Origin of the sequence: Neobacillus niacini (assembly GCF_036961885.1) — a bacterium.
In the GTDB taxonomy this organism is placed as follows: Bacteria; Bacillota; Bacilli; order Bacillales; family Cytobacillaceae; genus Neobacillus; species Neobacillus niacini_H.
In genome coordinates, this window is record NZ_JBALNQ010000008.1 from 113,011 (window position 1) to 138,497 (window position 25,487).

Consider the following 25,487-nt stretch of genomic DNA (forward strand, 5'->3'; position numbering starts at 1 on the left):
CCTCGAGGGTTCACCCATGTCCTTCAAACAAACAGGACGACCTTAAACAAGCTTTCCGGCATTTCAATATGCTATAACATCAAAAGCAAAAAAAGAAAGTAAGAGCTGCTGCTAGCCATTAGCTAATCGTAGGATTTTCCTAGGGGATATCAGGAGACATATATATTTTCATCGACACGATTCTACCCAATTTCTACTAGAATCTCTTAATTTATCAATGGAGGTTCCTGTTTTACACAAACGTTTAACTGGCATCGTAACGTGTCGCTCTGTGTAGATTACTAGTTTTTATGGATTTTTATTGTAGATCATTATCAAAGACTGGTCCGCTTCGCCGACAAAAAATCTTCTGCAAAACTGACATGAGTTCGCTTTATCGCCTTATAGAATATAGTTACCTAGTGTTTGTATTTGCTAATCTAATGGTACGTTAACACTTACAGAACCTCCTGTTATGTTTAGTCGACGCTAATATTATTGCCAGGAATCTGTGATTGTTATCATTTTTTAAATTAAATTAAAAATGTGGTGATCAATAAAAATAGGAATGCTATACATGTCATCAAATGCTAATTTTTTGATAATTCTAGTATGTTAAAGAGGTCAAACTACAAATTTATCTCATTATAAAAACGTTATCTTCTTCTATTTGTATAACACTCCATACACCCTCGTCCACTGTTTCGACTGTAGATATGCGCTTCCCATTCATGCCCATTTTTGCAAAGCCACCAGACTTTCTTATCTGATCCTGGTGTTACTAGATCTGGTGCTAAAGGTTTGTTTTTAGTAGGATGCCACTCCTGGGCCAAGTATGGATTTCTAACTGCTAAGTTATTGGTAGAGTTTATCTTTTTGTTAGAACAATAAGGACAGCCACGCCCTATAGTCCTTTTATTGATAGCTGCTTCCCACTCATGGTTGTTTTTACAAATCCACCATACTTTTTTATTTGAATTAGGTAAAAAGTATTCAGGTGTAAGTATTCCATTCTTAATTGGGTGCCACTCATCGGCTAAGGCTGGATTGATTGTAGCTATGGAGGTTTCCAGTGTAGCTTTTTGACCAGCACAAACGGGGCACCCATGACCTTTAATTCTTGTATATACTGGAGCTTGCCAAGAATGTCCGTATTTACATCTCCACCAAATGTATAAGTGCGAAGATGAAGGTACGTGCTCAGGAAGTAATGCGTCATTCTTGTTTAGATCCCATTCCACAGTTAACTCCGGATTATTTTCTAATAGACTATTTTTGCGATTTACAGGTGGTAAGAGGTTTAGAATTTTGAGTTTATCCTTTTTTATATCAATATTTTTGAGTGTTTCAAGCTTCATTATAAGTTCTTGTGAGAGGTCAAAGGTTGCCCCTATATAGTTTGTTAAATTTAATACACAATTTTTTAATGAAGTGTCATCTTTATGTTGGTACTCAATTACTTTTACTATAGGACTTATATGAAGGCGTGGTAAACCATTTTCACGAATTCTGACAAGATTAATCTTGTTCTGAGTAAGTTGATTCACCTTATCTACATCAATTGCCTTTCTCTTGCGATGAAAATAATATCCATCATATTCTACGGCCAAATTAATTGATGGAATATAAATATCCACAGCACTATTTTTAAAGAAGCTAAAATTGTGATCTAATTTTGCATCAGGGAAAATGCGGTTTAGATAATAATATAAACAAAGTTCTGGAAAGGATATTTTAAATCCTTTTTTACATATTGGACAACCCGTACCGGTAACCCTATGGTTTGGTGTTGTTTTCCACTCATGTCCTCTTTCACAAATCCACCAATATTTTTTATTTGAGTAGGCGTGTACTTCAGATGGGGATAGATTGCCATTTTTTTCAGGATGCCATTCTTTTGAAATCTCTGGAGCAATCGTCACCAGACAATTTTCCTTAGTTACAACCTTCCCTGCACAACTTGGACAACCATTACCATTTTTTCGATTGTTAATAGTTGATTCCCATTCGTAGGAACAAACTTTGCAGGTCCACCATCCTTTTTTTGTTGACCCTGGAGTGACGTCATTTGGAGTAATTGGTGTATTGAGGAGTGCATGCCACTCTTCACTAAGTTCCGGAAAAAGATCGGCTAAAGATTCGGTTATTTTTCCCGCACATAAGGGACAGCCAGATCTAGTTCTAGTATTTGGAGAGGCTTCCCAAATATGATTAGAGTTTGATGGGCATTTCCACCAAAATTCCTTATTTGATTTTGGAAATACTTTGTCTGGTGTTATCTGTCCATTTAATTCCTCATGCCATTGATTTGCAATCTCCGGGTATATACTAAGAAGACTTTTTTCTTTAGTTGGTAACTTAGGCATTTTCCTACTCCTAGTCTTATATTTTGGTGTTTTTGATAAATTAAATTTGATTACATAAAAAACGAGCGACTTGTTTTCCAATTTTATATACCTCTTATATGATAGAAAGTAACCAAAAATACTTCATAGAGAGGACAAAAAGGATGATCGAAATGGTTCAATTTTATATTATCAAACTCTTAAAATAGGTTGAAGGTTTATCGCAAAGGCATATTGCGAAAAAACTTGGAATCTCTCGAAATACCGTAAGTAAATATCTAAAAAATAATACAGCTCCAACAACAGTCTTATGAAAAAATGTTTATGGAACAAAGAGTATTTTCCAGAAACAAAACGGGTTATTCCAATCATTGATCATAGATAGAAGATGACGTAAAGATGTGGAAAAAGCAGAAGCATACCGCTATTAAGATTTTTAGAAGATTACAAGATGAATATGATTTTAAAGGCTCTGTCTCCAACATTCGTAAAAATAGTAGCTAAACGCAGGCAATAAATATAGGAAGATTTTATTTCTTTTGATTTTCAACTCGGCCACCAATTCCAATTCGACTGGGGAGAGGTGTATATTATTCTACAGGGTTGAAAACACCGCATTTTCCTCTTCTGCGTTCAGCTCTCCGCCAGCCGTATGCGATTTGTCAGAGTGTATCTTTATTTCTTGTACCTGTCACATTACCTTGGAACAATAGTATAAAGGAAAGTAATGCTAAACTATACGGATCTGACTATATTATTCAAAGAATCTAAGATTAAAAACTCCTAAGGTTCCTTTCACGGACCGTTAACATCTATAATCATCATCTAAATCTCTTCATATCACTGTCGTCAGATAGTTTGTATACATCTAAAAAATAAAAGATAACGAACTGGGTTCTGTTAGTTCCGATAGTAAGTATCATTCACAGATTAAAAAGAAATTTATTTGAATGTTACCTCAGCACAGATACAAAAGAACATTTTTTGGAATTTTAGTTTCCAAATATAGATAAATCTGGTAAGTTAAATATTGAAAAAAGTAAAACAACTTGTAAAATTGCGAAGGATCTAATGTAAATAAAAGAAAAGTAAGGGGAAAATGGTCGTGTTAATTGGAAGAAGAAGCATTAATCTTGAAGAATATACCTGTGTTTCAGCTCGTACTAAGCATAGTAGGCTCATTATAAAAACTAGAACGGGTCCTACCCAACTGCATTTCTCAGCTCTTAGGGTTTCAGTTGCTTTAGCAAGGACGATATTATCAATAAATCCTAGAAGAATAGAATTGGCTTTTCAGTCAATGAGTTCTATATTATCTTTGCAAACATTAGTAGGAAATACTAAAAAACTTGCGCTTGTTGATGATATAAATTTGAAATTTAGAGATTTTTCATTAACAACGAGAGTTGGAGAATTAGCGCAGGCAATATCTTATTTGTTTGCTCAAGATATTTTAGGAAAGCCCATTATAGTCGATTTTGAAGGTTACTTACGTAGTCAGGGACATTATATTAAAGTTGATAAACAAAGTAGCCCAGATTTTGTTCTTTGTGATTCCTTGAAAGCAAAACAAATTGATTTACTTGAATCTAAGGGTTCAACTGTCAATCAAGTAAAAAATGGTTTAAAAAGTACATTGAGGGTAGCCCTAGAGCAATGTGATTCCGGTAAGTCAATACTAGCAGCTAGTCCTATTGGTTCCGCTGTGAAAAATTCATTTGGAACAGTTGTGTTATTCCCCGAAGAGAGTGTAACATCATGGGATGCATGTGTGCATTTCTCAGATCCTGAGATAGAAACAGATGTAACTGTAAAAGACCCTCTAGCTCTAATTAAATATCATTTTGCATCTTGGTTTATGCTTATTGGATTAACGGAAGAAGCAGTAGGACTAGCCTCTGGTGAAAATTTGCAAATGATGCAGCCTATAGAGGAGAAAATTGTAGATGATAAAAAATATTATATTTTAAACAAATCACATGGCCTTTTTCCTAACATTATTAATGATGATTTTTTCGCAAAGATAGGTAGCGAGAAGAAAAAATATGGTATAGCTAGCGAAGTTTTTGAATTGTTAAGTACAGGGGACTTCCAATCAATTAAAGATCATCTATTGATTTATAATCCAATTTCAAATGATGATATGGAACTTTTTTCGGATGGTACGATTATCTTATATTGAATTTGTTGGTAAAAATAAAAAGGGAAAATGTTAATGTACGGTTAATTGGATAAACATATCGGCGCCTATTAATTCTCTAGTTTTATTAATTTCGGTGTCTGTAGTAAAACCGGTGACATAGGCACCATCCAGAGGCGAAAAAGTGGTTTTGAGATATTCATAGCTGCAATAGAGTGGGCTCCTACCACCTTGCGGGTGTTAGAGACCCTTCTTTTCAAGTTTTTTTCAGTTAGGGAGAATAGTAATAAATGGACCTGAAGCGGCAGCACTTTCAGAAGTTCATTGACTGATACGGCCGTTACCCTACCTATTTTAATTGCAGTTCTTTCTCACTTAGTACAAAAATGATTTCATTTTGGCTGGTTGATGACATTGGCGTTAGGTTTAATTGTCCATCGGATACTTCAATTTTAAATATAGAGGAATTTACAACATCCTCTTTCATATCCGTCATCAATAAGAATTCACGTACGATTGAAAGGAGGGTGAGTCTATTTAATTGGATATGATGGTATTATGCTAGAACGGTTGTTAAGAATCTTTCTAATAGGACTAAATTGGGTGTCTTTACTGTTTGATTTTCATTTGCACCGACTAGTAATAGGTAAAAATCTCTAAGCAGTTGGTAAAAGAAATCTGCGTTTGCTTCCTTATTTTCAGTAACAAAACTAATAATGTTTTCTACTAACACCATCATTCTACGGTGAAAATCTTCCTTGCTTCTAAAAATATTACTTAAAACTTTGTGTTTCATATACTTTGCGGCAATCTTGGATATTTTAATAAAATAAGACACGCAATTAGCAAGACTATTATTGAAGTTTTCTTAATTAAATTATTCCTTCAATTGCTTTTCAAGTTCTTCGATTTCATCATAAATTTAGCCCACTTTATTAAACTTTTCTACTCTTACATCTTCGACTGCTTCAAGTTGACTATAATCAGATTCGCCAAGCTCAACCAATATCTTAACATAATCATATTCAGCAACATGGAATTCGTAAGTTGCTACTGCATTCTTATGCTCCTTCTTTAATTCTTTGATTTCTGCTTTGATTTCTTTTTTCTGCTCTGCCTTGTTGTGTGTATATACTCCGAATGCTCCGCCTGCGATTACTCCTGTTAGAATTACTCCTGCTAAGATTACTTTTACTGATTTTCCCATGCTGATTCCCCCGATGTTTTATCTCTTGCTCCACTCTATCATTATATAGAATCGATTTCATTAAAAAGCCCACTGATTATTCAGCATGCTTCTCTTGTACATTAGAATGAGCGGGTCACTATCTGTTCCATACACCTTATTCGTATCCTTGTGTCTTCCATACCAATTCTTATCCTTCTTGGCTTCGACCCATGTTGTGATAACGAATAGCACTTGGTCTTCATGTAGTAGATGCTTGATGTACTTCATTAAGGTCTTACGCCTTTTCCTTCGTAAAAGAGTCTATGGAGTCCTATCGGTATTAGTTTAGAATTAACTATTTAGTACAGGACTTTTTTTTCCTAAAAACAGAGTTGAATTATGAATGGGAAGGAGTAAATGAGTGCAAATTGGATACTCACCTTGATTGGTGTTATTTTATTTAGCATTCGTTTCCATTAATAATTTGTATGAATAATGTGTGAACCTGTTGACTTATAATACCAATTCGTAAGATAATATAGACAATAATATATATAATAATCTTTTTGGTAATAAATTTAATAATCCAATCAAGGAGAGAACCATAAATGAGCTCAATTCAAAAATATGTAGAAGAACGGGTAGCAATGCTAGAAATAGAAAAGATTCCAAAACCAGTGAAGTTTTCCGTATCGATTGAAAATGAAACAAATTTCCGTTTGCAGTACCTTGCGAAACAATTAGAAACCAGTAGAGCAAATTTAGCTGCTGACTTCATCCAATTAGCTATTGCCGAGGCTGAAAAAACACTAGGAATTAATCCATTTGACTTTGAAAGTAAATATGGGAAAGCATATGTAGAAAATTGTTGGGGAGGTTTTCACCAGGATGAAACTGGGTTATACCGAATAAATGCAAACGGAGAAAAAGTGAAAGTAACAGACCCTAATAATGAGGAAGAAGTCGATTACAGTTCAACCTCAGATAAGAAATGAGGTATTAGATTATGAACTTGGTAGAACTAGAAAAAATTGAAGAGGCACTACGTAGTGATAAGATAACGTTTGCTGAAGCTGGTGAGAAAATTTATGGCTCAACTACAAAACCATGGCAAACTGATCATTGGAAGAAAAAGAGAAATGCTCTCATTAAAGACTGTTGTGAACAATGCGATAGCACGAAACCACCAATGGTTTTACAGCATATGTGGCAACCACCTTCATACAGGAATCGTGTAAGAAATGAATATGCCCTCTTTTTAGAAAACGAAAAACTAAATAACTCCTTTCCTAATGTGAGAGATGAAGAGGTTCAAATATATCTGGAGCAATTCACGGATACCAAAGAGTCGTGTCCAGCTTGCGGTGTGAGAAGTATTAGCAAACGAAAAACGATGAAGCCTACATATCGTTGTGCCAATTGTTATCACGAATTTGACGAACCTAAGATGGTTCCCTACCATCCAAAGCTAGGCGTTGCTCCTTCATTTAATGTCTTAAAACGGGGAATGGCAAATAGAAGATTGCAAGATTACATCTGGGACACATACGGAGATGAGATTAGAAAGAGAGCAATCTTACAGGGAATAGATGATTATAAGCGTTATATGTCAATGGAAGATACGAAAACATTCTGTAAGCGGTGTGCCTATTTATGGGACATGAAACGGAAGAAAGTTTGTGAAGTTTGCAAGGATACTCTTATTCCAATTGAGATGCATGCTTGTTACAAGTGTCAAGAAAATGGGCACCCTAGTGTTTTATAATTTAAGATAATCACTCAACATTAGTATTTACATAATTCCACGGTACTTGTACAAAAGGGGGAGAAGAGATGAATGTTGCATTATTAAATGATTACGAGATTGACATCGAAAGGTTGGGCATAGAATTAGAAGAACAGGGCTACGAACGATATGAAGTCAAAAAACAGTTAGATGATCGGTATCGACGATTTTCACAAAAGGGTGACTTTCGATGTGTTTGTTGTGATGAGCAGGTAGAAATGGTTTTATCAGAAGATAAGGTGTTTTTCTTTAGACACTCTGATAAGGAAAAATGTTCATATAGCGAAAATCACAAAACATACAAAAGCCAAAAAGAAAAATTAGAGAATGCACCGAAACATCGAGCTGGTAAAGCCATTTTACGTACTTACCTAGAAGGGACCTGTAAAACAAACGATATAAGGTTGACTGACGGGTATAGATTTAAGAGTACCTTGACTTTTGTTCCTGATTTTATTCTTGAATTCTCCAATGGTCAAAGATGGGCAATTGATTATTTAACGGGGCTAAAAACTGATAGAAAATATGCAAATAGCCTAAATAAGCGTAGACATACTTACATACAGCATCATTTCACTCCCATTTTTTTATTCGATAGTTATTGGCTAGCATATGAACCTGAAATTCACCACGTTTCCCTAGTAGACGGTGAGTTATTGTGTGTTAGTCAAACCAAGCAAGATTACTTATGGACCGATTTTATATGTGGATTGGATTCGAATCTGAAAAATGCTTTACTTAATAATCGTCCTTTCAAACTCCAAGTAAAAAGCATGGCCTACTTTGCACCTCATGAACGTGAAATTAATATTATTCGTTTTTTACAAGAAAATGAAAATCTTAGAAAGACCAGAACGGTATATAAGCCAATAAAAGTACCATTGGAAAAGGCATTAACAATTAATCATGAACAATCTGATTTTATTTATACCAACGAGAAAGAGGATGGGTATCGAGAAGAATTTAAAAGAGAACTTGAGCAGATGTATCAGCAACAAGAAAATCAACGAAAGCAGCAAGAGTTAGAAAGAGCTAGAAAGGAAGAAGAGGAACGGAAACAAATAGAATTTTACAGAGCTTGGGAAGAAGAACAAAAGAAGAAAGCAACTCAAAATACTAGAGATTATTATGATAGCACAGCGGATGTTCCTTTCACAGGGCGCACCAAGCACCAAATGGACGCAGACTTGAAAAGGGATATGAAATCTTTACAAAGGAAAAATCATTCTAATAATTCTTATTTGCAGGCAATACAGCATATGTCGAAGTATTATGGAGTAGATGGTTAGGTCGAGAAAAATCAACAGATTATTGAAAGCGCTCCAATAATAGAAATGGGGCTAGATTCAGATCGAGAATGGAAACCAAAGAGTAGCATAACATCCAGACTTCCTAATTGGAGGGTTGAGGAGATTTTAAATCATTATGTAAATGGTGAAGCTTATTTTATTGGTGACCAGAGAAAGTGGAAGGAAATCGTGTTGAATGAGTTTGAGCTCATTTATCACAATAAGATATCAATCCCACAGTTGTTGCATAAAATAAAAGGACAAGGAATTGAGTACAAACAACCTGAAAAAATCATGTCTTATCCAATAAAGAAGTACATACAGTTTATTAGTAAAAAAGTCAAAAAAGATATCAGGTTATAAAAAGTCGGGTTTTGTTGTTGTAGAAACTCGTCTAAATTAGCTCATCACTATAATCGTAGTGGGTGTTTTTATTTACTAATTTTGTAAATACATCTATCACCCATAATGAATATTGGGGTCATTCCCCCGTATTACTCGTTAGTAGGTAATGTTTCTCAAATACCTGATCCCATCCATGATTGAACCATGAGAATCGCTACTGTTGCTGATAGCCATTAGCAAACGTATGATTTGCCATGGGGATATATCGGAGACATAGGAGCCAGAAATATCTATCGACACAATTCTACCCAATTTCAACTAGAATCTCTTAATATATCTACAGTGATGGCTGTTTTACACAAACGTTTAATTGGCATAGAAACGTGTCGCCCTGTGCAGATTACTAGTTTTTATGGATTTTTATAGTAGATAACTATCAAAGACTGGGACGTTTCATCGACAAAGAATCTTCTGCTAAACTGACATGCGTTCGTTTGATAAAAGGGATTTCCCGCATCTAATCAAACGTTTGTTTAGTCATTTTTGCGCTAACCAAACGTTTGATTAGATTCGCCTTATCCGTTGTTAACTTGGGATTTGCTTACTATAGGAGAAGAGATGTTTGTCGAGAGAGGGGTTAGGTAGAAAAGAGTATAAACCAGAAGGTGCAGAGAACCAGGTGGCACCATCCAGGTAGAGGCCATTGGTGTCAGTCCCCACGTAAAAAACAAAAAAATACTGAAAATTGGTGTGAAATAATGAGAATGAAAGGGTTTACTCTAGAACAATTAGAAGATATGGAAATAGAGTGGCTTCAAAAAGAGGAGCAAAAAGATGGCTTTTACTCTCAATTAATCAATATATACAAAGAAATGTATAGAAGGCTGATATTGTTAGTAAGAAAAGATCAGGAACAATATAAGGAATACATGCAATATATCGAAAAGCGGTTGATTGATTGTTACATAAAATATGGAACTTATTTAAAAATGAGTCAGGTGAAAGATGATCGCACTGCGATTAGCTCATTGAAAAACGCTATCACCCTAGATAAGCATAATCCGATTGCTCATTATCGGTTAGGTTTTTTATCGTATAAAGCAAAGGACTATGTGCAGGCCGTTAAATACTTTCATGCAGCCATCGATTCCCAGCGTTTCTATCAAATTCGCCAATATCAATTAAATGAACAACAGCTGTTTCATGCACATATGTATTTAACCAACAGTGCCTTATATGTTGCCAATCAATCCTACCAAGACATGGAAAGGCTAAAGTGGAGGGATTCAGAACAGCTGCAAGGCTATGAAGTCTCCCCTATTTATGACACCCTGTCTCAGAACGAGAATTATTTAAGATCCCATGCCTTTTATTCCGTAACGAAAAATCAGGTCCGTACATGTTCCCTAGAGGCTTGTGATGAAATCGTTGAACATCCCCCTAAACATACATTGGTTCTTTGTTTTGGTGATCGTGAGGTCTTTTATATTTTTAACGGAGAACCGATTGCATTATCAATTGACCTGGCTGATATCTTACGGCATATGCTGTTAATGTGTTCGATAGATAAGCCCGGAACGAGAATTACGTTTCGGCATTATTTTGGGAGTTTTGGCAAAGACGGAGAAGTAGTGGGTGCAACCTTTAGAAAGAGTATTTCACGGTTAAGATCGAGGTTGGATCAAATGGGTTTAAAGGATGCTATCATTCAGACTAGACACTTGGATGAAACGGCCTATTATTTTGATGAAAATATCCCTTACCTGATTTTATACCGTGTTGATGATGTGGTGGCAAATGAATATATCAGCCTTCATTCCAGTAACTAAATACAACTGACATCTCCTGTGACAGGGGTGTCACTGCCTTTTTGTGATAATAAAGCTACATTCACAAAAGGGAGAGGATCGTATGAAAAATTGGAATCAATTATTTGTTCGTCACGGTTGGTTAGTAAATGAGAAAGAGGAAAATATATTTGACTGCCGACATGAAACGGGGGCCAACAAGGAATTTTTACTGCAAATCTTAGAGCAGGCACAATTATCCTATCGTTATGATAAAAAAACACTAGTTATGCAGAGTCAGCCGATAGCAGAAGGAGATTGGATTAGCTTCCTAGATTTTCACTATCGTGGACGTGGAGAAGGTCTGTGGTTCCGACCAGGGCAGGAGGAACCAAAGGTACGGGAGCTTGATACGTATATTTGCGGGATTGTTCGTCAGCTCAATCGTCTTGGTTTTTTCACAAATGGTTCATGTGATGGGCATGACCGAAATTCTGCGTTTGTTTCGATTGTTAAAAAGGAAAACAACATTGAGCAGCTGGTGCCATTGCTTTTAGCACTTGGGATGAAACGAGTTAACTATCGTGAGAATAGGCAAAGCTATACCATCTCTTTTCCAATAAAAAGATTGGAACTTCTTGATTTAGCAGAAAAAATGAGTGTGGTCCAGGAAGTGTGGCTAGAGAAAGGAGTTGACTATCTCAAGGAGCAGCTCTTTTATATGCAACTAGAGGAACTCCTTTCTATACCAGGAGAAAGTGGCAATGAAGGGCGGATCAGGGATGTAGTCCAAGAAAAATTAACACCATATGTTGACTTTATCACGGTAGACCGCCATGGAAATTTGTTGGCGGAGAAGACGTATCGGACAGGTCATGGTCCCACTCTTATTTTAAGTGCGCATTTAGATACGGTGGAAGAGATTTTGGAGAATCGCCATATTGTGAAAGAGAATGGGATATGGTCGAGCAGTGAAGGGATTTTGGGAGCAGATGATCGTGCCGGTGTTGCTGTATTATTGAATATTGCCGAGACCCTATCTCATTCGACTACTTTTTCTGGAAAAATAAAATTTATTTTTAGCGTAGAGGAAGAAGTCGGGCTTGTTGGGGCTAGCAAGGTGGATGATTACTTCCTATGGGGGACGGATGCGGCGATTGTCGTTGACCGCCGTGGCACCGGGGATATTGTCACTTCATGTGGGGGATATATTCCGTTTTGCGATGCAGAATACGGTGAGTTTATTGAACAAGTTGCGAAGGATGCGGGATGGGATGGCTGGAGATGCACACCAGGCGGCAGCAGTGATACATGGATTTGGGCTCAACACGGTATCCAAAGTGTCAACCTTTCTGCCGGATACAATCGTGAACACACGGACAAGGAATATTTAGATATCCGAGCTTGCTACGGCACGGCACAATTAATCCAATCATTTCTAGGTAAAGGCCATGAACTTCGCCGGGTGTTGAATGGAATAAGAAGGAAACAGAGGGTTCAAGTGAATTAATTCGTTGGTGGTTCTCCCGTTTGCTTTTAAGTAAAGGGAGAACCATTTCTTATATTTGGGGGTGGGGGATATATATGAGTTTGATAAGATGTCGGGTTTGTGACCAGATTAAAGATTCAACCCAATTTGCAAATAGGGAAGTATGTACCTACTGCTTTGGAAAAGCAAAAGTAAAGAAAAAGAGAGAAAAGTTGTACCTCTGTTATTTTTGCAAGAAGAAAGTTTCTATTATCGATGAAAGTGGTTTTTGTGAGAGTTGCAGTACTGACTATTGGGGACATAATAGAACCATTAAAGCTGATAAGAGGACAGATGGCGAAATTAAAATAACTTCGGACTCTTCCAAAAGAAAAGAACGAAGTTTATCAACCAAGCAGGTATCCAATCGTGTTATAAAGTTAAAAAAAGATATGGTTAAATTAATCTTTGAATTAATGAACGATGAAATAGATATTAATGAAATTCCTGGATTTGAAGAAATAAACCTACAAGATGTGACGAAAGAAAATCTATTAAAAAATTACTCTATTGAAGAACTCGCTATATTATTAAGTGTACTTGAATACAATTTAAGAAATTGCGACTAATAGTTGGGGTGATTTTTGAGCGATAGTAAAATAAGCGGAGATTTCCGGTTAAATGTAGAATAGGGCTCATTTTTGAGAAAATAAGGGGAGATTTCCGGTTATCCCAAGCAAAATCTCACATTTTTACGATTTTTAAGTAAATAGACGGAATCTCTCCGTCTATTTAAGCCTTTTTAAACAATAATTACCAAATAGGCGGAATTTTTCCGTCTATTCGTCAGCTAGGGTGCTTAACCTGACACCCCAACCGAAAAGAGCGGCCCCTCTTGATTCTAAATGCCGGAATCTGCTAATTAGTAGGTGTGAGTAATTTAATCGATCATTATAGAATCTCTTTTTTATAATGTAATGGCATTTGAAGACATTGCTTATATATTCCATTTATCCTACAATTTTGTCATATACCTATTTTTATATCTTAAGGAGGGGTTTCATATGTCAAGAAAGGCTTTTAGTGCATCTGGAGCTGTTGCTGTTGGTCCTTACTCACATGCTATTGAAGCAGGAGATTTTATATTTTTATCTGGGCAAACTCCAGTAGACTCACAGACTGGAAAGCTAGTAGAAGGTGATATGGTTGAGCAGACAAATCAATGTTTTAAGAATCTTTTCAATGTATTGGAAGCAGCAGGTTTAACTCCTGATAATGTTGAAAAAGTGAATGTATTTTTAACTGATATGAATAATTTCACAGCAATGAATGAAGTTTATTCTAAACAATTTTCTGAGCCATATCCCGCTCGTACCACTATAGGTGTGGCATCCCTGCCTCTTGGTGCACAGGTTGAAATCGAGATGATAGCTAGAAGATAAAATACATGGGGACGGTTTGATGTTTTTTTAGGTCATTAGATCTCGGTATACTGTGGGGCATTAGGTATATGAGAACAACATCGTTGCCGCCAGTTCATTAGCAAATCGTAAAATTTGCCAGGGGGTATACAGGAGAACTAGAAATTAACTTTATCCATCGACACGATTCTACCCAATTTCTACTAGAATCCATTGATTTATCTAAGATGGTGCCTGTTTTACACAAACGTTTAATTGGCATCGAAAGGTGTCTCTCTGTGTAGATTACGAGTTTTTATGGATTTTTATTGTGGATGATTATCAAAGACTGGGACTTTCATCGACAATAAATCTTCTGCTAAACTGGCATGAGTTCGTTTAACAAAAGGGATTTCCCGCATCTAATCAAACGTTTGTTTAGTCATTTTTGCGCTATCCAAACGTTTGATTAGATTCACCTTAGCAGTTGGTAACTAGGGGTTTGCTTCATAAAAGATACGAGAAAATTGTCGAGAAGGGAATTTGTAAAAAAGAATGGAAAACCCCTTTCTTTCTCCTGTTTAAAGTTAATATACAAAAAATTATCTCCATCTGAAAGAAATAAAGTTGCAATTTGCAAGTAATTATCGTATAAATGAATTAGAGGTGAGTTAAATGGAGAACCTTAGAGAACTTTTTCAAGTCATGACAAGGCGTTTTGGGCTTTTGAATAAAAACTGTTGCCGAGTCGGTGAAGCTGAAATATCCCTGGTGCAAAGTCACATCGTTTATGAAATTCTTCGTAAAGATAGACCTTCAATGCAACAAGTGGCGGATACTTTAGGGATGGATATCACCACTTTTAGTCGTCAAATACAAACACTTGTAAAGATGGAACTGGTAAAAAAAACGCCTTTTCCGGATGATAGACGTGTTTCACAGCTTACTTTAACTACACAAGGAAACTATGTGGCTGCTAAAATTAATGCCGAAATGAACCAATACTTAAATGAAGTTTTTTCTAATATGAGTGATTTTGAACGAGAAATGGTTATTAAGTCAGTCAAACTTTTAAACGAGGCCATGTCAAAATCAACGGTTTGTTGTAAACCTTTCATTTGAGCAAGAATCTCTTGCTCTTTAATAAAAACCTAATACTTGTAATTTGCAAGTATTAAAAGGTAGGAACTCTGAAAGAAGGTACATGATCATGAGTATGTTGAATCATAAATTATTGCAACTCGTGTTAGAAAACCATTTGCAAAAAGATCTTTGGCGTGGCAATTTTGGTTTAGAAAAAGAAAATAACCGAGTGGATGGGAATGGAAAACTGGCATTGACTCCCCATCCAAAAGCTTTCGGCAGTAAATTGGAAAATCCGTATATAAAGACAGATTTTTCGGAAAGCCAAATTGAAATGATTACGCCTGTTTTTGAAAAGATTGATGAGGCGTATCAGTTTTTAGAAACGGTCCATGATATTGTGACTCTTGAGTTAAATGATGAATATCTATGGCCCAGCAGCAATCCACCGGCATTGCCTAATGACGAGGAAATCCCCATTGCTATGATGAATGAACCAGGAGAAGATCATTATCGGTTCCTATTGGCCGAAAAATACGGCCGGAAAAGGCAATTACTATCCGGAATCCATTACAATTTTTCGTTCGATGAGGAGTTTTTAAAAAAGCTATATCATGCTATGCATGTCAATAAAAACTTTAAGGATTTTAAAGACAGTATCTATTTGAAATTAGCACGCAACGTATTGAAGTATCGTTGGATGCTCATTTATTTGACCGGGGCTAGTCCTGTCTTTGATAAAACCTATATCGAAAAATGTGTTCAAATGAGCGAACATTTGGATGAAGAAAGCTATTTTTTCCCGAACATGAATTCTTTACGTAATAGTGTATGCGGCTACCGTAATGAAAAATCATACTATGTTTCTTATGATTCGGTTGAAGAGTATGTCCGAGACTTACGATCGCTGGTTAAATCCAAGGAATTATTGAGTATGAGGGAATATTATAGTCCTGTAAGAATAAAACCTGCAAAAGGAAGAGACGTTGATCAAGCTTTGTTAGAGGATGGAATCGCCTATTTAGAAGTGCGTATGATTGATTTAAACCCCCTTTATAAAATTGGGGTAAGCAAAGAAACGTTGAAATTTGTTCATTTGTTTCTCCTATTTATGATGTTTTTAGAAGATCGACCTTTCGGAGCAGAAGAACAAAAAGCAGCTGCACTTAATCATGATAATCTAATCATGAATGGTTTGCAGGGTAGGTTGTTTGGTGAAGACCGTTATGTAACTTTAGAGGAAAAAGCCTTAGAGCTTATGAAAGAAATGGAGCAAATGCTGCAGCTGTTAAAGCCTGATGACGAGACATTCTTTCGCTTACTTGATCAGGAGAAACAAAAAATAATAAATAATGAGCTTAGTTTCGCAGCTCAGGTTAAGTCTGAAATTCAAAAGTCCTCTTATCTTTCTTACCACATTGCCAAAGCCCATCAGTATGCCGAGGAGGGCAAGGCGAGTGGTTACAAATTTATTGGTTATGAGGACTTGGAGCTATCCACACAACTATTGCTGAAAGCTGCGGTTAAACGAGGAATTTCGTTTGAATTTTTAGATCGTGATGAGAATTTTATTCTGCTGCAAAAAGGAGACCACAGCGAGTACGTCAAGCAAGCAACGAAAACATCGCTTGATTCATACAGCACGGTTTTAATGATGGAAAATAAGGTTGTCACGAAGAAAATCCTTAAGCGGCACGGCATTCGTGTACCAGAGGGAAGGGTTTATCGTGATTTGGACTCTGCATTGACTGATTATGGGACGTATCGGAATAAACCCATCGTCATTAAGCCGAAGTCGACGAATTTTGGACTTGGCATTACCATTTTCGCTGGGGACTTTTCCATTGGAGATTACCAAAAAGCTTTCGAGATGGCTTTTGAACACGACCAGACGGTATTACTTGAAGAATTTATAACAGGAAAGGAATATCGCTTTTTAGTAATGGGCGATGAGGTTGTCGGCATTTTACATCGGGTGCCAGCAAATGTTATAGGGGATGGCATTTACACGATTGAACAGCTCGTTCACGAAAAAAATAAGAACCCATTACGAGGAAAAGGTTATAGAACCCCTCTTGAACGAATTCAATTGGGTGAAGTGGAAAAGATGTTTTTGAAAAATCAATCGAAGCAAATCACCGATATTCCGAGTGCAGGCGAAGTTGTTTATTTGCGAGAGAACTCCAATATTAGTACCGGCGGAGACAGCATTGATTTTACAGATGAAATTCCTGAAAGCTATAAAAAAATTGCCATTCAATCGGCTAAATCTGCCGGTGCTACGTTCTGTGGAGTGGATATGATGATCGATGACATTGAAAAAGAAGCAACTGACTCGAATTACAGTATCATCGAAATTAACTTTAATCCGGCTATCCATATTCATTGTTATCCTTACAAAGGACAAAACCGAAAAGCGGATGAAAAAATTCTCAATTTGTTATTTGGGGAAATACAATAATACAGATACCCAATTTCTACTTGAATTTCTTGATTTATCTAAGGCGGTGCCGGTTTTACACAAACGTTTAATTAGCATCGTAACGTGTCGCTCTGTGTAGGTTACTAGTTTTTATGGATTTTTATAGTAACCCTGGTGCACTCAATGGAGGTTAGTCCTCAATCCCGCTTATTGAGGACTAATCCTTGACCCTAACCTCACAAATATGGCCCTTTCTTTCTCACCACATAACTACTTAATTCCTAGCGAATTCACCATCGACCTCGACGGTTTCATAGATATTAATAAAGGCTTTTTCGTCATGGCTGCGAACAATTTTTTTGATTTGCATGGTTTCGTAACGGGTGACGACCATCATTAAGATCTGTTTCTTTTCCAGCGTGTAGCCGCCATACCCGTCTGTGATTGTAATACCTCGATAAATTGACTCTAGTAGTTCCTTTCGGATGAGCTCCCCTTTTGTGGTCACAATCTGCATCGTTAATTTAATGTGATTCGTGTGAATGCTATCAATCGCCTTACCTGTTATATAAATCGACAGCATCGTATACAGAGCAATATTCCAGTCGAAAGCAGCACCAGAAATCAGAACAATAACGCCGTTCATAGCCGTAAGGAGGAGACCCACACTAACATTGCTTATTCGCGAAAGGATAATAGCAATAATATCCAAGCCACCAGAAGTACCTGAATACTTCAAAATCAACCCAACGCCAATTCCACCGATAATGCCGCCAAAGATCGCCGATAGCAAGATATTGTCGGTTACGGGAATGGCTGGCAAAAGGTATAGGAAAACAGAGAGCGATACCACACAAATCAAGGTATTAACCGTAATCACCTTACCAAGCTTAAAGTATCCTAGAATGAGCAAAGGTAGATTAAGCAATAAATTCATGAAACCAATATCAAATGGAGTGATTAACCCAATCAAAATGGCAATACCACTTATTCCACTACTTAATATCCCATATGGAACCAGAAAGAAATTAAAGCCAAATGCCACAATAAGCGAACCAACGACAACAATTAAATTTTTCATAGTCTCTCGAGCTCCGTTTCTAACATTTTGTAGTGGGATGAATAGTAGATTGAGATAACGGATGAATTTGAAACCTATTTTACAAAAAAAGCGCCTCTAAATAGGGACGATTTGTACTCGATTACCACCCATATTCTGTTTTGTAAAAATCAGAAAACGTAAACCCAGTGGTTCCATTGAAAACTACCAAAGCGTACTTGTTCAAATTTGCACCTCGAAGATGATGTTCAAAATAACCGACTTTCACTAAGCGTCGACTCTTTGGGCAACAAGGCTCTGCTCTTCTTCATTCTTGTCACTGTTTTTTTTTCATTAAAAGTAATCTACCAAAAGGTAAATAAGTATGTCAATATACTTTCCTAATGTACCATTATTTCGAAGGTTTTAATTATTTGGTTTCAGAAACTATGATGGTTCTTATGGGGGACAATCGGGCCTTTTGTGCAATTTAGGGGTAAGTGTTTTTTGAAGGGGTGGAAAACATAGATTTTGGCTTTAGATTTGCTTAGCATGGTGAATTAAGTACCAATCAGGTTGAAATCGTGCCCGTCAAACCGACTAGTTCCCCCTTTGAGAACGCCTGCTTCTTCACTGCTAACCACATCTCCACATGCGTATTGAACTCTTTCACACTCTTAAACTGAGAATACCCCTCGAACCCTTCAATGCTGCCTGATTTTAAATTCTTAAAAGTGTACCACCCCATTCTACCCTCTATATAGGTTTCTGGAGGGCAAAAAGACAGCACAACTTTAGACCTATATGGTATGATAAGCATCGACAATCACGTATGAAACAAATTGAAAGAGTGGCACTTGAAAAAGAAGCAGAAGCTTTGAGATATTCAGGTACGGATCAAACACCTGTGGGTAGTATTGATGATCATCTTTGTCGCAGTTGGGGGAAAGGTGGGATGAGGTTTCAAAAACAAGTTACAAATGACTTGATACATAAGAAATCCTAACGGATATGTGACATAAAGATGATCAAAAGCATTCAGCAAGGTGATTGATTTAATAGTAAGTTAGTTTCAGATTGTTTTCTTATTTTTACATGCTATCTTAGATATACTTTACTAATTGGAGTGGTAATTTTTGAAATTTACTAAATTATTGGTTATTTGCGTTGCAATATTCCTTATTACTGGCTGTTCAAGTAAAACAAATGAGGAAACCAAAGAACCTGAACAAGCAGATGTTGAAGACGTAGAACTAGAAATAATGGAAGATGAAGTAGAGGTGGAAGAAGAGGTACCAGAACCGCTGCAAATGGCATCAAACCTTGTGCTTCAATATGGCGGGGAAGGTTATGCTGCTGAATCAGAAAGCATTGCTAATGATAAGATTTTTAAAGTAGGTGACTTTATTTATGTTTACCAAAATTTAAAGGATAAGATTTTGGTGTCAATTGGTAAAGGCGGCCAATGGCTTATAAAAGATAAGGAACTGAATATTGTCATCGATAATCCCTATGAAACTCAAACAATAAATGGAAATTTAATTAAGCAAAAGGGAATCATTTATGTCATCGATACTAATGGTGAAATAGTAAAGGAAGTCGCTATCACGAAACCTGGTTCTTATTTTGAAGTAAATTCGAGTAAAGGATATGGATTCTTAGTTAGCGAGAAAGATGAAAAGTTCATCTTTTTACCGGAATCAGATGAAAAGATAAACTTAACGGGAGAAATAAATTATGATAACGGTTATTATGACGCTGATCGTAACAAGTATTTCTCCACTGCAGGAACAAGTAGAGAGTTTGGTGGAATTGACACCATAACAGGTGATCCAATCTTTGATGAAAATGGACAAGTAATTAATTTTGACGATAATTATATTTACAACTTTACTGTAGACTCTGATGGAAATGTCTATTATATCGAAGAAACAGGGAACCGTGATAATGTAACGTTGGTAAAAACAGATAACAATTTAAATGAGCTGGCTAGAGTAAGAATAGAAACCTATGGAATTAGTGGATTTAGCGCAAGTGACCTTGTGCCTTTTGCAACGGATGATCATATTGAAATCTATTTCATTAATAAATATAAAAATCAACCATCTATTCAAATGGCAACGATTAACAAGTAAACTACATATATATAAGAACAAAGAGACTGGGCTCCCGTTGAGACCAGTCTCTTCTTCTCATCAGTGCCTATTAATATCGGAGAAGCATTCCTTAGTGGAGCACAAATCAACAGCCTAATTTAACACAGCCTTATTAAATTAATTAACTATAGGAGTTTGGATGTAGAAACTACTACTACTAATAAATATTTATACAGTAAAAATAGGACTTATGGTATAATTTTGAACATTAGGTGTTATTTTTGTAATTTTAATTTTTTCAACAAGGAGACGAACAAATGGCGTATTTTCTACATCAAATGAGATTGGCTTTTATCGGATGTTTTGCAGTAGCAGGTTTACTATTTATGTTTTTTCCACCTCTAGGCATAGCATGCTGGGTTTTAGCAGCTCTAGCTTACTTACCTGGTTACCTGTCCTCCCAAAAAGCAAAAACGAGACTAGAAGAAGAATTCAAGGAAGAACCAAAAGTTTTTGTGAAGGCTTATCATGATACGGGAAAGGGTTTTATCGCAATTACCAGCGATTCCTTCATTTTTATCCAAGGCAGCAATAAAATATACAACTTTCGGATTTCTGGAATAAAACAGTATGGTTTGACCAGAGGTGATTATTTTGAAATACATGGAGTCCAGAATGGACAGAACTATTCATTTATTTCAAGAGCTGCATTTCCTTGGAGTGCGAAAAAACTTAATAATTACTTTGAGAGAATCAATTTAGAAATACATAACGCTCACAAAGAACAACAGCACACAAAAAGTGAAATGGCTGCGGGTGTCCAGACATCTGACTCGTTAGCTCAACAGGTGGCAAAATATATACCAACTAAACTACCAACTGAAATTGAAGACGGTAGTGATGTATTTAATGAAATCAATCAAATGCTAAACCAAAAGTTTGATACTGTGATCATGAATAATGCACAGCAAGAGATAGATCAACGTGGCGGTGGGTTATTACAGAATATCCTTGTATACTGTAATGCTATTTGGAATGTTTATGGTCAAAATCAACTACCGAACCTAAACTCTGTCAGTGAACCCGATAGAAAAAAAGTGATCCTCATTTTAACAAATGTTGTTTCAAGGATTTGTAAATTAACAATCGAACATTTCGAACCACTTCCAAGCGCAGACTACGAGATTGAAGGCGAAGATTACTTTGACCTTGTAAAAAAAGAAAAGGTACCAAATTTCCATGCCCTTAAAACGGTTAAGAGTTCTTTTACTTCTGTTTTCCATGAAGACCTTGGAAGAAAATATAATCTTAGTGAACAAGAGATACATACAGTAGTAGATGAAATGGTAAATCTCATCTATAAAATCATCATTTTAAATCATCGTAAGCTGAGATAATGCAAAAAAACCAGTATTCACCGGTATAATACCGTATGAATACTGGTTTTCTTTTATTGATATTGATTTAATGCTAAATCCTCTACGATTACCATTTTTGAGTTAATCCTAAAACGTTCTTCTTTAGGAAGTTGAGCAACTCGGTAATCCGTATTTTTCATCGTTTCAATCATAATATTTCTTGCAAATCCCGCATTCCCAAACGATTCATCTCGATTTCGATAAGCAAGCTGATAATAATCATAAAGAGTCTCTTGTACTTGTGCGTCTAATACATACTCTTTTTTGTTTACGATCATTTCACTAATCTGCATGAGCTCAGGCGGAGTGTAGTCTTCAAATTCAATCCGACGACTAAAGCGTCTTCCTAAGCCATCATTGCTTTCTAGGAATTGCTTCATATTATTCGGATAACCAGCGGCAATCACAATGAAAAACCCTCGGTCATCTTCCATTCTTTTTAATAGTACTTCCACAACCTTATGGCCCGGATCTTGGTTACCGTACTGTGTTAGCTGATAAGCCTCATCAATAAATAAAGTACCACCGATTGCTTGGTCGATAAATTTAGTTGTGATTTTCTCTGTTTCCCCTGCATATTGACTTACTAATTTATCACGGTTTACTTCGATCAAATCGCCACGTTCCAGTATACCTAATGCCTCGTAAATTTTAGCGATGATTCTTGCCACTTCGGTTTTTCCAGTACCAGGGCTCCCTAATAATAAAGTGTGAGGAGAGAGTTCATTTAGTGGCCTTCCTTCTTCCCGATAAAAGCGAACAAGGGTAATGAGTTTTTCAATTTCTTCTTTTACATTATCCATTCCGATAAAAGCATTTAATTGACTTAATGTTTCGGATAATAAACCCTCATTGATTGGAACTTCAAATACCTTTTCTTCTTTCTTCGGCAGAGCTGCTTCCACGTCTTCTATTGTTAAAGTTAATAAGAATTCCTTCGTCCAAGACTCTTTTGGAGTATTCATGCACCGTGTTGCTTGAGCTTTATACATATCATCCACATTGTTACGAACCGTTCTTGCATTAGAAAAGTAGCGGTCACGTTTTCTGTACAATCCTGTAAACTCTTTATGAAGCAGACTTTTTGCATCCGAAGTAATCTCACGGTTCTTTTCTGTAATCATTTTCTCAGCGATTGCGATCATTTCATCTGGTGTATAATCCTGGAGTTGGTAATACTGAGTAAATCTACTCTTTAATCCTGGGTTCACTTCAAGGAATTGTTCCATTTCCTTTTCGTACCCCGCTACAATCACCATAAACTCGCCTCTTCGGTTTTCCATCTCTTCTAGAAGAACAGCGATTGCTTCAGGACCAAAGTCGTTTTTAGTTCCTTTGTTGGTCAATTCATAGGCTTCATCAATAAATAGTACGCCACCCATTGCTTCATTAATTTTCTCTACTGTTTTAGGAGCAGTTTGCCCTACATACTCGCCTACTAATTTTTCGCGATTAACATGGATGGTATGACCCGATGATAATAACCCCATTGCTTTATAGAGTTTGCCAACTAATTTTGCTACGGTTGTTTTTCCCGTACCCGGATTTCCGTGCAGGACAATATGTGGGACTTTCAGGTTACCTTCTTCTGGCTCGATTCCTAATTTAACTAGTTCGCGATTAAATTGGATTAATTGAATCATCTCATTAATGGATTTTTTGATATTATCCATTCCAATTAAAGCGTTAATTTCTTTCAGAATTCCCTCTAAATCTACATTTTTCTCTACTATTTCCTGCGTTGTTGTCACTTCGACTGAATTTTCTGCTGCTCTATTTTTGTTTTGGCTTGGTGGATTATCTACAATGATGACTTTAGAATCTTCATCAAATTGTGTATTCGTCCCATTATTAAAAATTTCGCAATTTTTTATCTCAGCTTTAGAGTCTTTCACAACTAAAACACCGAATTGTTCAGATTTATGAATTTTAGTGTCCTTAATCTGTATATTCCCATTGTTTGCTACGACGATATTTGAACCGCTACTATCGTAAATTTCACAGCCTTCTATTGTAGCTTTCGCACGGTTACCGATAGCAACATTAAGCTCACTGTTGTAAACTTCACATTCTACTAAATCTAAAGAACTTTTAGCTTCGTTCTTTATATTCGTTTCTTGATTTCCGTATATTTTACAGTTATGAAATTTACCATTGGCCATATTATCAACTGTTATACCAAATTGAGCGTTATTAAAAATTTTGGTTTTATTCGTAATGGCTGATCCTTCCGATTCAATGGTAATGCCGCTATAGTTATTACCATATACTTCGCAATCATCCATAGAAATTTTTCCTTTTTCCATTGCGAAGATGCCACAATCATTATTAAATATTTTACAACCTTGAACTACTACGTCACCTTCTAAACGAGAAATAACACCGAACTTAGGGTTATCATAGATTTCACAATCCTCGAGTATTCCTCGACCGTTTTCAGATACTCCCACTCCACAGTGGTCCCCGTTATAAATCTTACTTCTTCTAACGAATGAATGAGCACCTTCCGAAATGGTCACGTTGGTATTATTGCTAAAAATCTCACAATCTTCTAATGTACTTTTTCCTTGTTCATCAACGGAAATACCGATACCGCCATGATAAACTTTACATCTTTTTACTATTGCTTCACCATTCGTATCGATCTGTACACTGGTTTGGTTATCATAAATTTGACAGTCTTGTATTCTACCTATCCCGCTGTCTCTAACCCATAATCCCATCACGCTACTAGAATAAATTTTACATCGTTCTACAACAGAATCGCGAGTAGATTTAAAATCAATATTTGTCTTGTTGTCAAATATCTCCGAATCCTCAATCCGGGCAACACCATTGTTCACATAAATCCCTAAAACACTTCCCTGGTGAATCTTACAACGTTTAACCTCTCCTGTCCCTTCTATGGTTATATTGGAACGAGTTTCAAACAAATCAGAATCCTCAATCGTTCCTTTTGCTGTTTCTTTTATGAGAATCCCGTGTTCTCCACTTCGATACATTTTGCTTTTTCGTACCTTGAGGCGCGCTTCCTCAGCAATAACAATATTTGAGTATTCATTATCGTATAGTTCACATTCCACTACTTCGCATGTACTTTTGGTAACCAGGATTCCAGAGCTTTTGCTATTGTAGAATTTGCTCTTTTTCATAACAGCATCTGAACCTGTATTAAGCATCGTAGAACCATTTATATCACATTCTTCCAAGGTTCCTTGTGCACCATTTGACAGGAGTACTCCCATTCCTACTGTGCCGCTGCTCCTTACTCTACACCGTTTCATGACGATATTCGTATGTGAATAGAAGATTGAAATGCCGTCTCCAGATTTACTGTTAATCGTACAATTCTCCAATTCTGACTTTCCAGCCAATACTTCTACCGTCCAATGACTATCATTTAGTTTTTGACCATCACGATAGATGGTCAATCCAGATACTTTCACATTATCTTCTATAGTCAATACTGTATTATCTGTGTTGGTCAAAACAATACTATCAACAGGACCATCGCCAATTAACCTAAGCTCTTTATCTATTACTATTTTTTCATTGTAGACTCCTGGTTCAATAAAAATAGTAGACCCAGGGGGTGCTTTATCAATTGCCTGGTTAATTGTTTTAAATTTTGAAAACAACTTTTTAGAGACTCGAAGTTCCATATTTCCCTCCCGGATAATAGATATATATCTCCACATATATGTAAATTTCGTATTTAGACC

General features: G+C 36.4%; 23 protein-coding genes. 15 read left to right on the forward strand and 8 right to left on the reverse strand.

Annotation, left to right across the window (positions count from 1 at the left end):
• Window positions 1-635: 635 nt before the first annotated feature.
• Window positions 636-2,426, reverse strand: a complete 1,791-nt coding sequence (locus V7124_RS04190) for a zinc-ribbon domain-containing protein (RefSeq protein ID WP_335486387.1) — start codon at window positions 2,424-2,426, stop codon at window positions 636-638.
• A gap of 131 nt (window positions 2,427-2,557) precedes the next feature.
• Between V7124_RS04190 and V7124_RS04195 the strand changes: the two genes are divergently transcribed.
• Entirely contained in the window at window positions 2,558-2,638 is an 81-nt protein-coding gene (locus tag V7124_RS04195; RefSeq protein ID WP_335486670.1) for a helix-turn-helix domain-containing protein, read from the forward strand.
• Between the two features lie 791 nt (window positions 2,639-3,429).
• Window positions 3,430-4,506 carry a hypothetical protein gene (locus V7124_RS04200; RefSeq protein ID WP_335486390.1) on the forward strand — a complete coding sequence of 359 codons (1,077 nt, stop codon included), beginning with the start codon at window positions 3,430-3,432 and terminating at the stop codon, window positions 4,504-4,506.
• A 307-nt stretch (window positions 4,507-4,813) separates the two neighbouring features.
• Here V7124_RS04200 and V7124_RS04205 read toward each other — a convergent pair whose 3' ends face one another.
• The 4 genes from V7124_RS04205 to V7124_RS04220 form a co-directional block, all read right to left on the reverse strand.
• On the reverse strand, window positions 4,814-4,960 hold the full coding sequence (locus V7124_RS04205) for a hypothetical protein (protein WP_335486393.1): 147 nt from the start codon (window positions 4,958-4,960) through the stop codon (window positions 4,814-4,816).
• Window positions 4,961-5,020: 60 nt separating this feature from the next.
• Window positions 5,021-5,200, reverse strand: a complete 180-nt coding sequence (locus tag V7124_RS04210; RefSeq protein WP_335486396.1) for a hypothetical protein — start codon at window positions 5,198-5,200, stop codon at window positions 5,021-5,023.
• 186 nt (window positions 5,201-5,386) lie between these two features.
• Window positions 5,387-5,671 carry a hypothetical protein gene (locus tag V7124_RS04215; RefSeq protein ID WP_335486399.1) on the reverse strand — a complete coding sequence of 95 codons (285 nt, stop codon included), beginning with the start codon at window positions 5,669-5,671 and terminating at the stop codon, window positions 5,387-5,389.
• 60 nt (window positions 5,672-5,731) lie between these two features.
• Window positions 5,732-5,920, reverse strand: coding sequence for a hypothetical protein (locus tag V7124_RS04220; RefSeq protein WP_335486402.1), 189 nt, complete (start codon window positions 5,918-5,920; stop codon window positions 5,732-5,734).
• Between the two features lie 320 nt (window positions 5,921-6,240).
• Between V7124_RS04220 and V7124_RS04225 the strand changes: the two genes are divergently transcribed.
• The 10 genes from V7124_RS04225 to gshAB all read left to right on the forward strand — a co-directional run bounded on the left by V7124_RS04225 (window position 6,241) and on the right by gshAB (window position 17,251).
• Window positions 6,241-6,627 carry a hypothetical protein gene (locus tag V7124_RS04225; RefSeq protein ID WP_335486405.1) on the forward strand — a complete coding sequence of 129 codons (387 nt, stop codon included), beginning with the start codon at window positions 6,241-6,243 and terminating at the stop codon, window positions 6,625-6,627.
• 11 nt (window positions 6,628-6,638) lie between these two features.
• On the forward strand, window positions 6,639-7,397 hold the full coding sequence (locus tag V7124_RS04230; RefSeq protein WP_335486408.1) for a hypothetical protein: 759 nt from the start codon (window positions 6,639-6,641) through the stop codon (window positions 7,395-7,397).
• A gap of 68 nt (window positions 7,398-7,465) precedes the next feature.
• Window positions 7,466-8,707, forward strand: a complete 1,242-nt coding sequence (locus tag V7124_RS04235; protein ID WP_335486411.1) for a hypothetical protein — start codon at window positions 7,466-7,468, stop codon at window positions 8,705-8,707.
• Between the two features lie 45 nt (window positions 8,708-8,752).
• Window positions 8,753-9,070 (forward strand): hypothetical protein, encoded by a 318-nt coding sequence (locus V7124_RS04240; protein WP_335486414.1) that lies wholly within the window; start codon window positions 8,753-8,755, stop codon window positions 9,068-9,070.
• 740 nt (window positions 9,071-9,810) lie between these two features.
• The gene (locus V7124_RS04245; RefSeq protein WP_335486417.1) at window positions 9,811-10,881 is read left to right on the forward strand and encodes a tetratricopeptide repeat protein; all 1,071 of its coding nucleotides are present in this window, start codon (window positions 9,811-9,813) and stop codon (window positions 10,879-10,881) included.
• A gap of 82 nt (window positions 10,882-10,963) precedes the next feature.
• Window positions 10,964-12,349: a M20/M25/M40 family metallo-hydrolase gene (locus V7124_RS04250; protein WP_335486420.1), complete on the forward strand. Its 1,386-nt coding sequence runs from the start codon at window positions 10,964-10,966 to the stop codon at window positions 12,347-12,349.
• A 74-nt stretch (window positions 12,350-12,423) separates the two neighbouring features.
• Window positions 12,424-12,936 carry a hypothetical protein gene (locus V7124_RS04255; protein ID WP_335486423.1) on the forward strand — a complete coding sequence of 171 codons (513 nt, stop codon included), beginning with the start codon at window positions 12,424-12,426 and terminating at the stop codon, window positions 12,934-12,936.
• 435 nt (window positions 12,937-13,371) lie between these two features.
• Window positions 13,372-13,749, forward strand: coding sequence for a RidA family protein (locus V7124_RS04260; RefSeq protein ID WP_335486426.1), 378 nt, complete (start codon window positions 13,372-13,374; stop codon window positions 13,747-13,749).
• 633 nt (window positions 13,750-14,382) lie between these two features.
• Window positions 14,383-14,829 (forward strand): MarR family winged helix-turn-helix transcriptional regulator, encoded by a 447-nt coding sequence (locus V7124_RS04265; protein ID WP_335486429.1) that lies wholly within the window; start codon window positions 14,383-14,385, stop codon window positions 14,827-14,829.
• An 88-nt stretch (window positions 14,830-14,917) separates the two neighbouring features.
• Entirely contained in the window at window positions 14,918-17,251 is a 2,334-nt protein-coding gene (gene gshAB / locus V7124_RS04270) for a bifunctional glutamate--cysteine ligase GshA/glutathione synthetase GshB (protein WP_335486432.1), read from the forward strand.
• A 235-nt stretch (window positions 17,252-17,486) separates the two neighbouring features.
• On the opposite strand, the gene V7124_RS04275 is transcribed toward gshAB, so the two are convergent.
• Both V7124_RS04275 and V7124_RS04280 read right to left on the reverse strand, forming a co-directional pair.
• Complete coding sequence (locus V7124_RS04275) at window positions 17,487-18,293, reverse strand: YitT family protein (RefSeq protein ID WP_335486435.1); 807 nt, start codon at window positions 18,291-18,293, stop codon at window positions 17,487-17,489.
• Between the two features lie 529 nt (window positions 18,294-18,822).
• Window positions 18,823-18,999, reverse strand: a complete 177-nt coding sequence (locus V7124_RS04280; protein ID WP_335486438.1) for a hypothetical protein — start codon at window positions 18,997-18,999, stop codon at window positions 18,823-18,825.
• Window positions 19,000-19,083: 84 nt separating this feature from the next.
• On the opposite strand from V7124_RS04280, the gene V7124_RS04285 reads away from it, so the two are divergent.
• The 3 genes from V7124_RS04285 (at window position 19,084) to V7124_RS04295 (ending at window position 21,744) form a co-directional block, all read left to right on the forward strand.
• Window positions 19,084-19,257 (forward strand): hypothetical protein, encoded by a 174-nt coding sequence (locus V7124_RS04285; RefSeq protein WP_335486441.1) that lies wholly within the window; start codon window positions 19,084-19,086, stop codon window positions 19,255-19,257.
• 130 nt (window positions 19,258-19,387) lie between these two features.
• Window positions 19,388-20,386 carry a hypothetical protein gene (locus V7124_RS04290; protein WP_335486444.1) on the forward strand — a complete coding sequence of 333 codons (999 nt, stop codon included), beginning with the start codon at window positions 19,388-19,390 and terminating at the stop codon, window positions 20,384-20,386.
• A 278-nt stretch (window positions 20,387-20,664) separates the two neighbouring features.
• On the forward strand, window positions 20,665-21,744 hold the full coding sequence (locus tag V7124_RS04295; RefSeq protein ID WP_335486447.1) for a hypothetical protein: 1,080 nt from the start codon (window positions 20,665-20,667) through the stop codon (window positions 21,742-21,744).
• A gap of 53 nt (window positions 21,745-21,797) precedes the next feature.
• Here the strand turns inward: V7124_RS04295 and V7124_RS04300 are convergent, their stop codons facing one another.
• Window positions 21,798-25,427, reverse strand: coding sequence for a right-handed parallel beta-helix repeat-containing protein (locus V7124_RS04300; RefSeq protein WP_335486450.1), 3,630 nt, complete (start codon window positions 25,425-25,427; stop codon window positions 21,798-21,800).
• Window positions 25,428-25,487: the final 60 nt, after the last annotated feature.

Bases quoted from the DNA above. Each gene is read 5' to 3' on its own strand.
- V7124_RS04280 (WP_335486438.1), bottom strand. From the start codon at position 18,999: ATGGGGTGGTACACTTTTAAGAATTTAAAATCAGGCAGCATTGAAGGG.
- V7124_RS04300 (WP_335486450.1), bottom strand. From the start codon at position 25,427: ATGGAACTTCGAGTCTCTAAAAAGTTGTTTTCAAAATTTAAAACAATT.
- V7124_RS04285 (WP_335486441.1), top strand. From the start codon at position 19,084: ATGAAACAAATTGAAAGAGTGGCACTTGAAAAAGAAGCAGAAGCTTTG.
- V7124_RS04260 (WP_335486426.1), top strand. From the start codon at position 13,372: ATGTCAAGAAAGGCTTTTAGTGCATCTGGAGCTGTTGCTGTTGGTCCT.
- V7124_RS04245 (WP_335486417.1), top strand. From the start codon at position 9,811: ATGAGAATGAAAGGGTTTACTCTAGAACAATTAGAAGATATGGAAATA.
- V7124_RS04240 (WP_335486414.1), top strand. From the start codon at position 8,753: ATGGGGCTAGATTCAGATCGAGAATGGAAACCAAAGAGTAGCATAACA.
- V7124_RS04275 (WP_335486435.1), bottom strand. From the start codon at position 18,293: ATGAAAAATTTAATTGTTGTCGTTGGTTCGCTTATTGTGGCATTTGGC.
- gshAB (WP_335486432.1), top strand. From the start codon at position 14,918: ATGAGTATGTTGAATCATAAATTATTGCAACTCGTGTTAGAAAACCAT.
- V7124_RS04265 (WP_335486429.1), top strand. From the start codon at position 14,383: ATGGAGAACCTTAGAGAACTTTTTCAAGTCATGACAAGGCGTTTTGGG.
- V7124_RS04295 (WP_335486447.1), top strand. From the start codon at position 20,665: ATGGCGTATTTTCTACATCAAATGAGATTGGCTTTTATCGGATGTTTT.
- V7124_RS04220 (WP_335486402.1), bottom strand. From the start codon at position 5,920: ATGAAGTACATCAAGCATCTACTACATGAAGACCAAGTGCTATTCGTT.
- V7124_RS04210 (WP_335486396.1), bottom strand. From the start codon at position 5,200: ATGGTGTTAGTAGAAAACATTATTAGTTTTGTTACTGAAAATAAGGAA.
- V7124_RS04230 (WP_335486408.1), top strand. From the start codon at position 6,639: ATGAACTTGGTAGAACTAGAAAAAATTGAAGAGGCACTACGTAGTGAT.
- V7124_RS04250 (WP_335486420.1), top strand. From the start codon at position 10,964: ATGAAAAATTGGAATCAATTATTTGTTCGTCACGGTTGGTTAGTAAAT.
- V7124_RS04205 (WP_335486393.1), bottom strand. From the start codon at position 4,960: ATGACGGATATGAAAGAGGATGTTGTAAATTCCTCTATATTTAAAATT.
- V7124_RS04235 (WP_335486411.1), top strand. From the start codon at position 7,466: ATGAATGTTGCATTATTAAATGATTACGAGATTGACATCGAAAGGTTG.
- V7124_RS04225 (WP_335486405.1), top strand. From the start codon at position 6,241: ATGAGCTCAATTCAAAAATATGTAGAAGAACGGGTAGCAATGCTAGAA.
- V7124_RS04255 (WP_335486423.1), top strand. From the start codon at position 12,424: ATGAGTTTGATAAGATGTCGGGTTTGTGACCAGATTAAAGATTCAACC.
- V7124_RS04215 (WP_335486399.1), bottom strand. From the start codon at position 5,671: ATGGGAAAATCAGTAAAAGTAATCTTAGCAGGAGTAATTCTAACAGGA.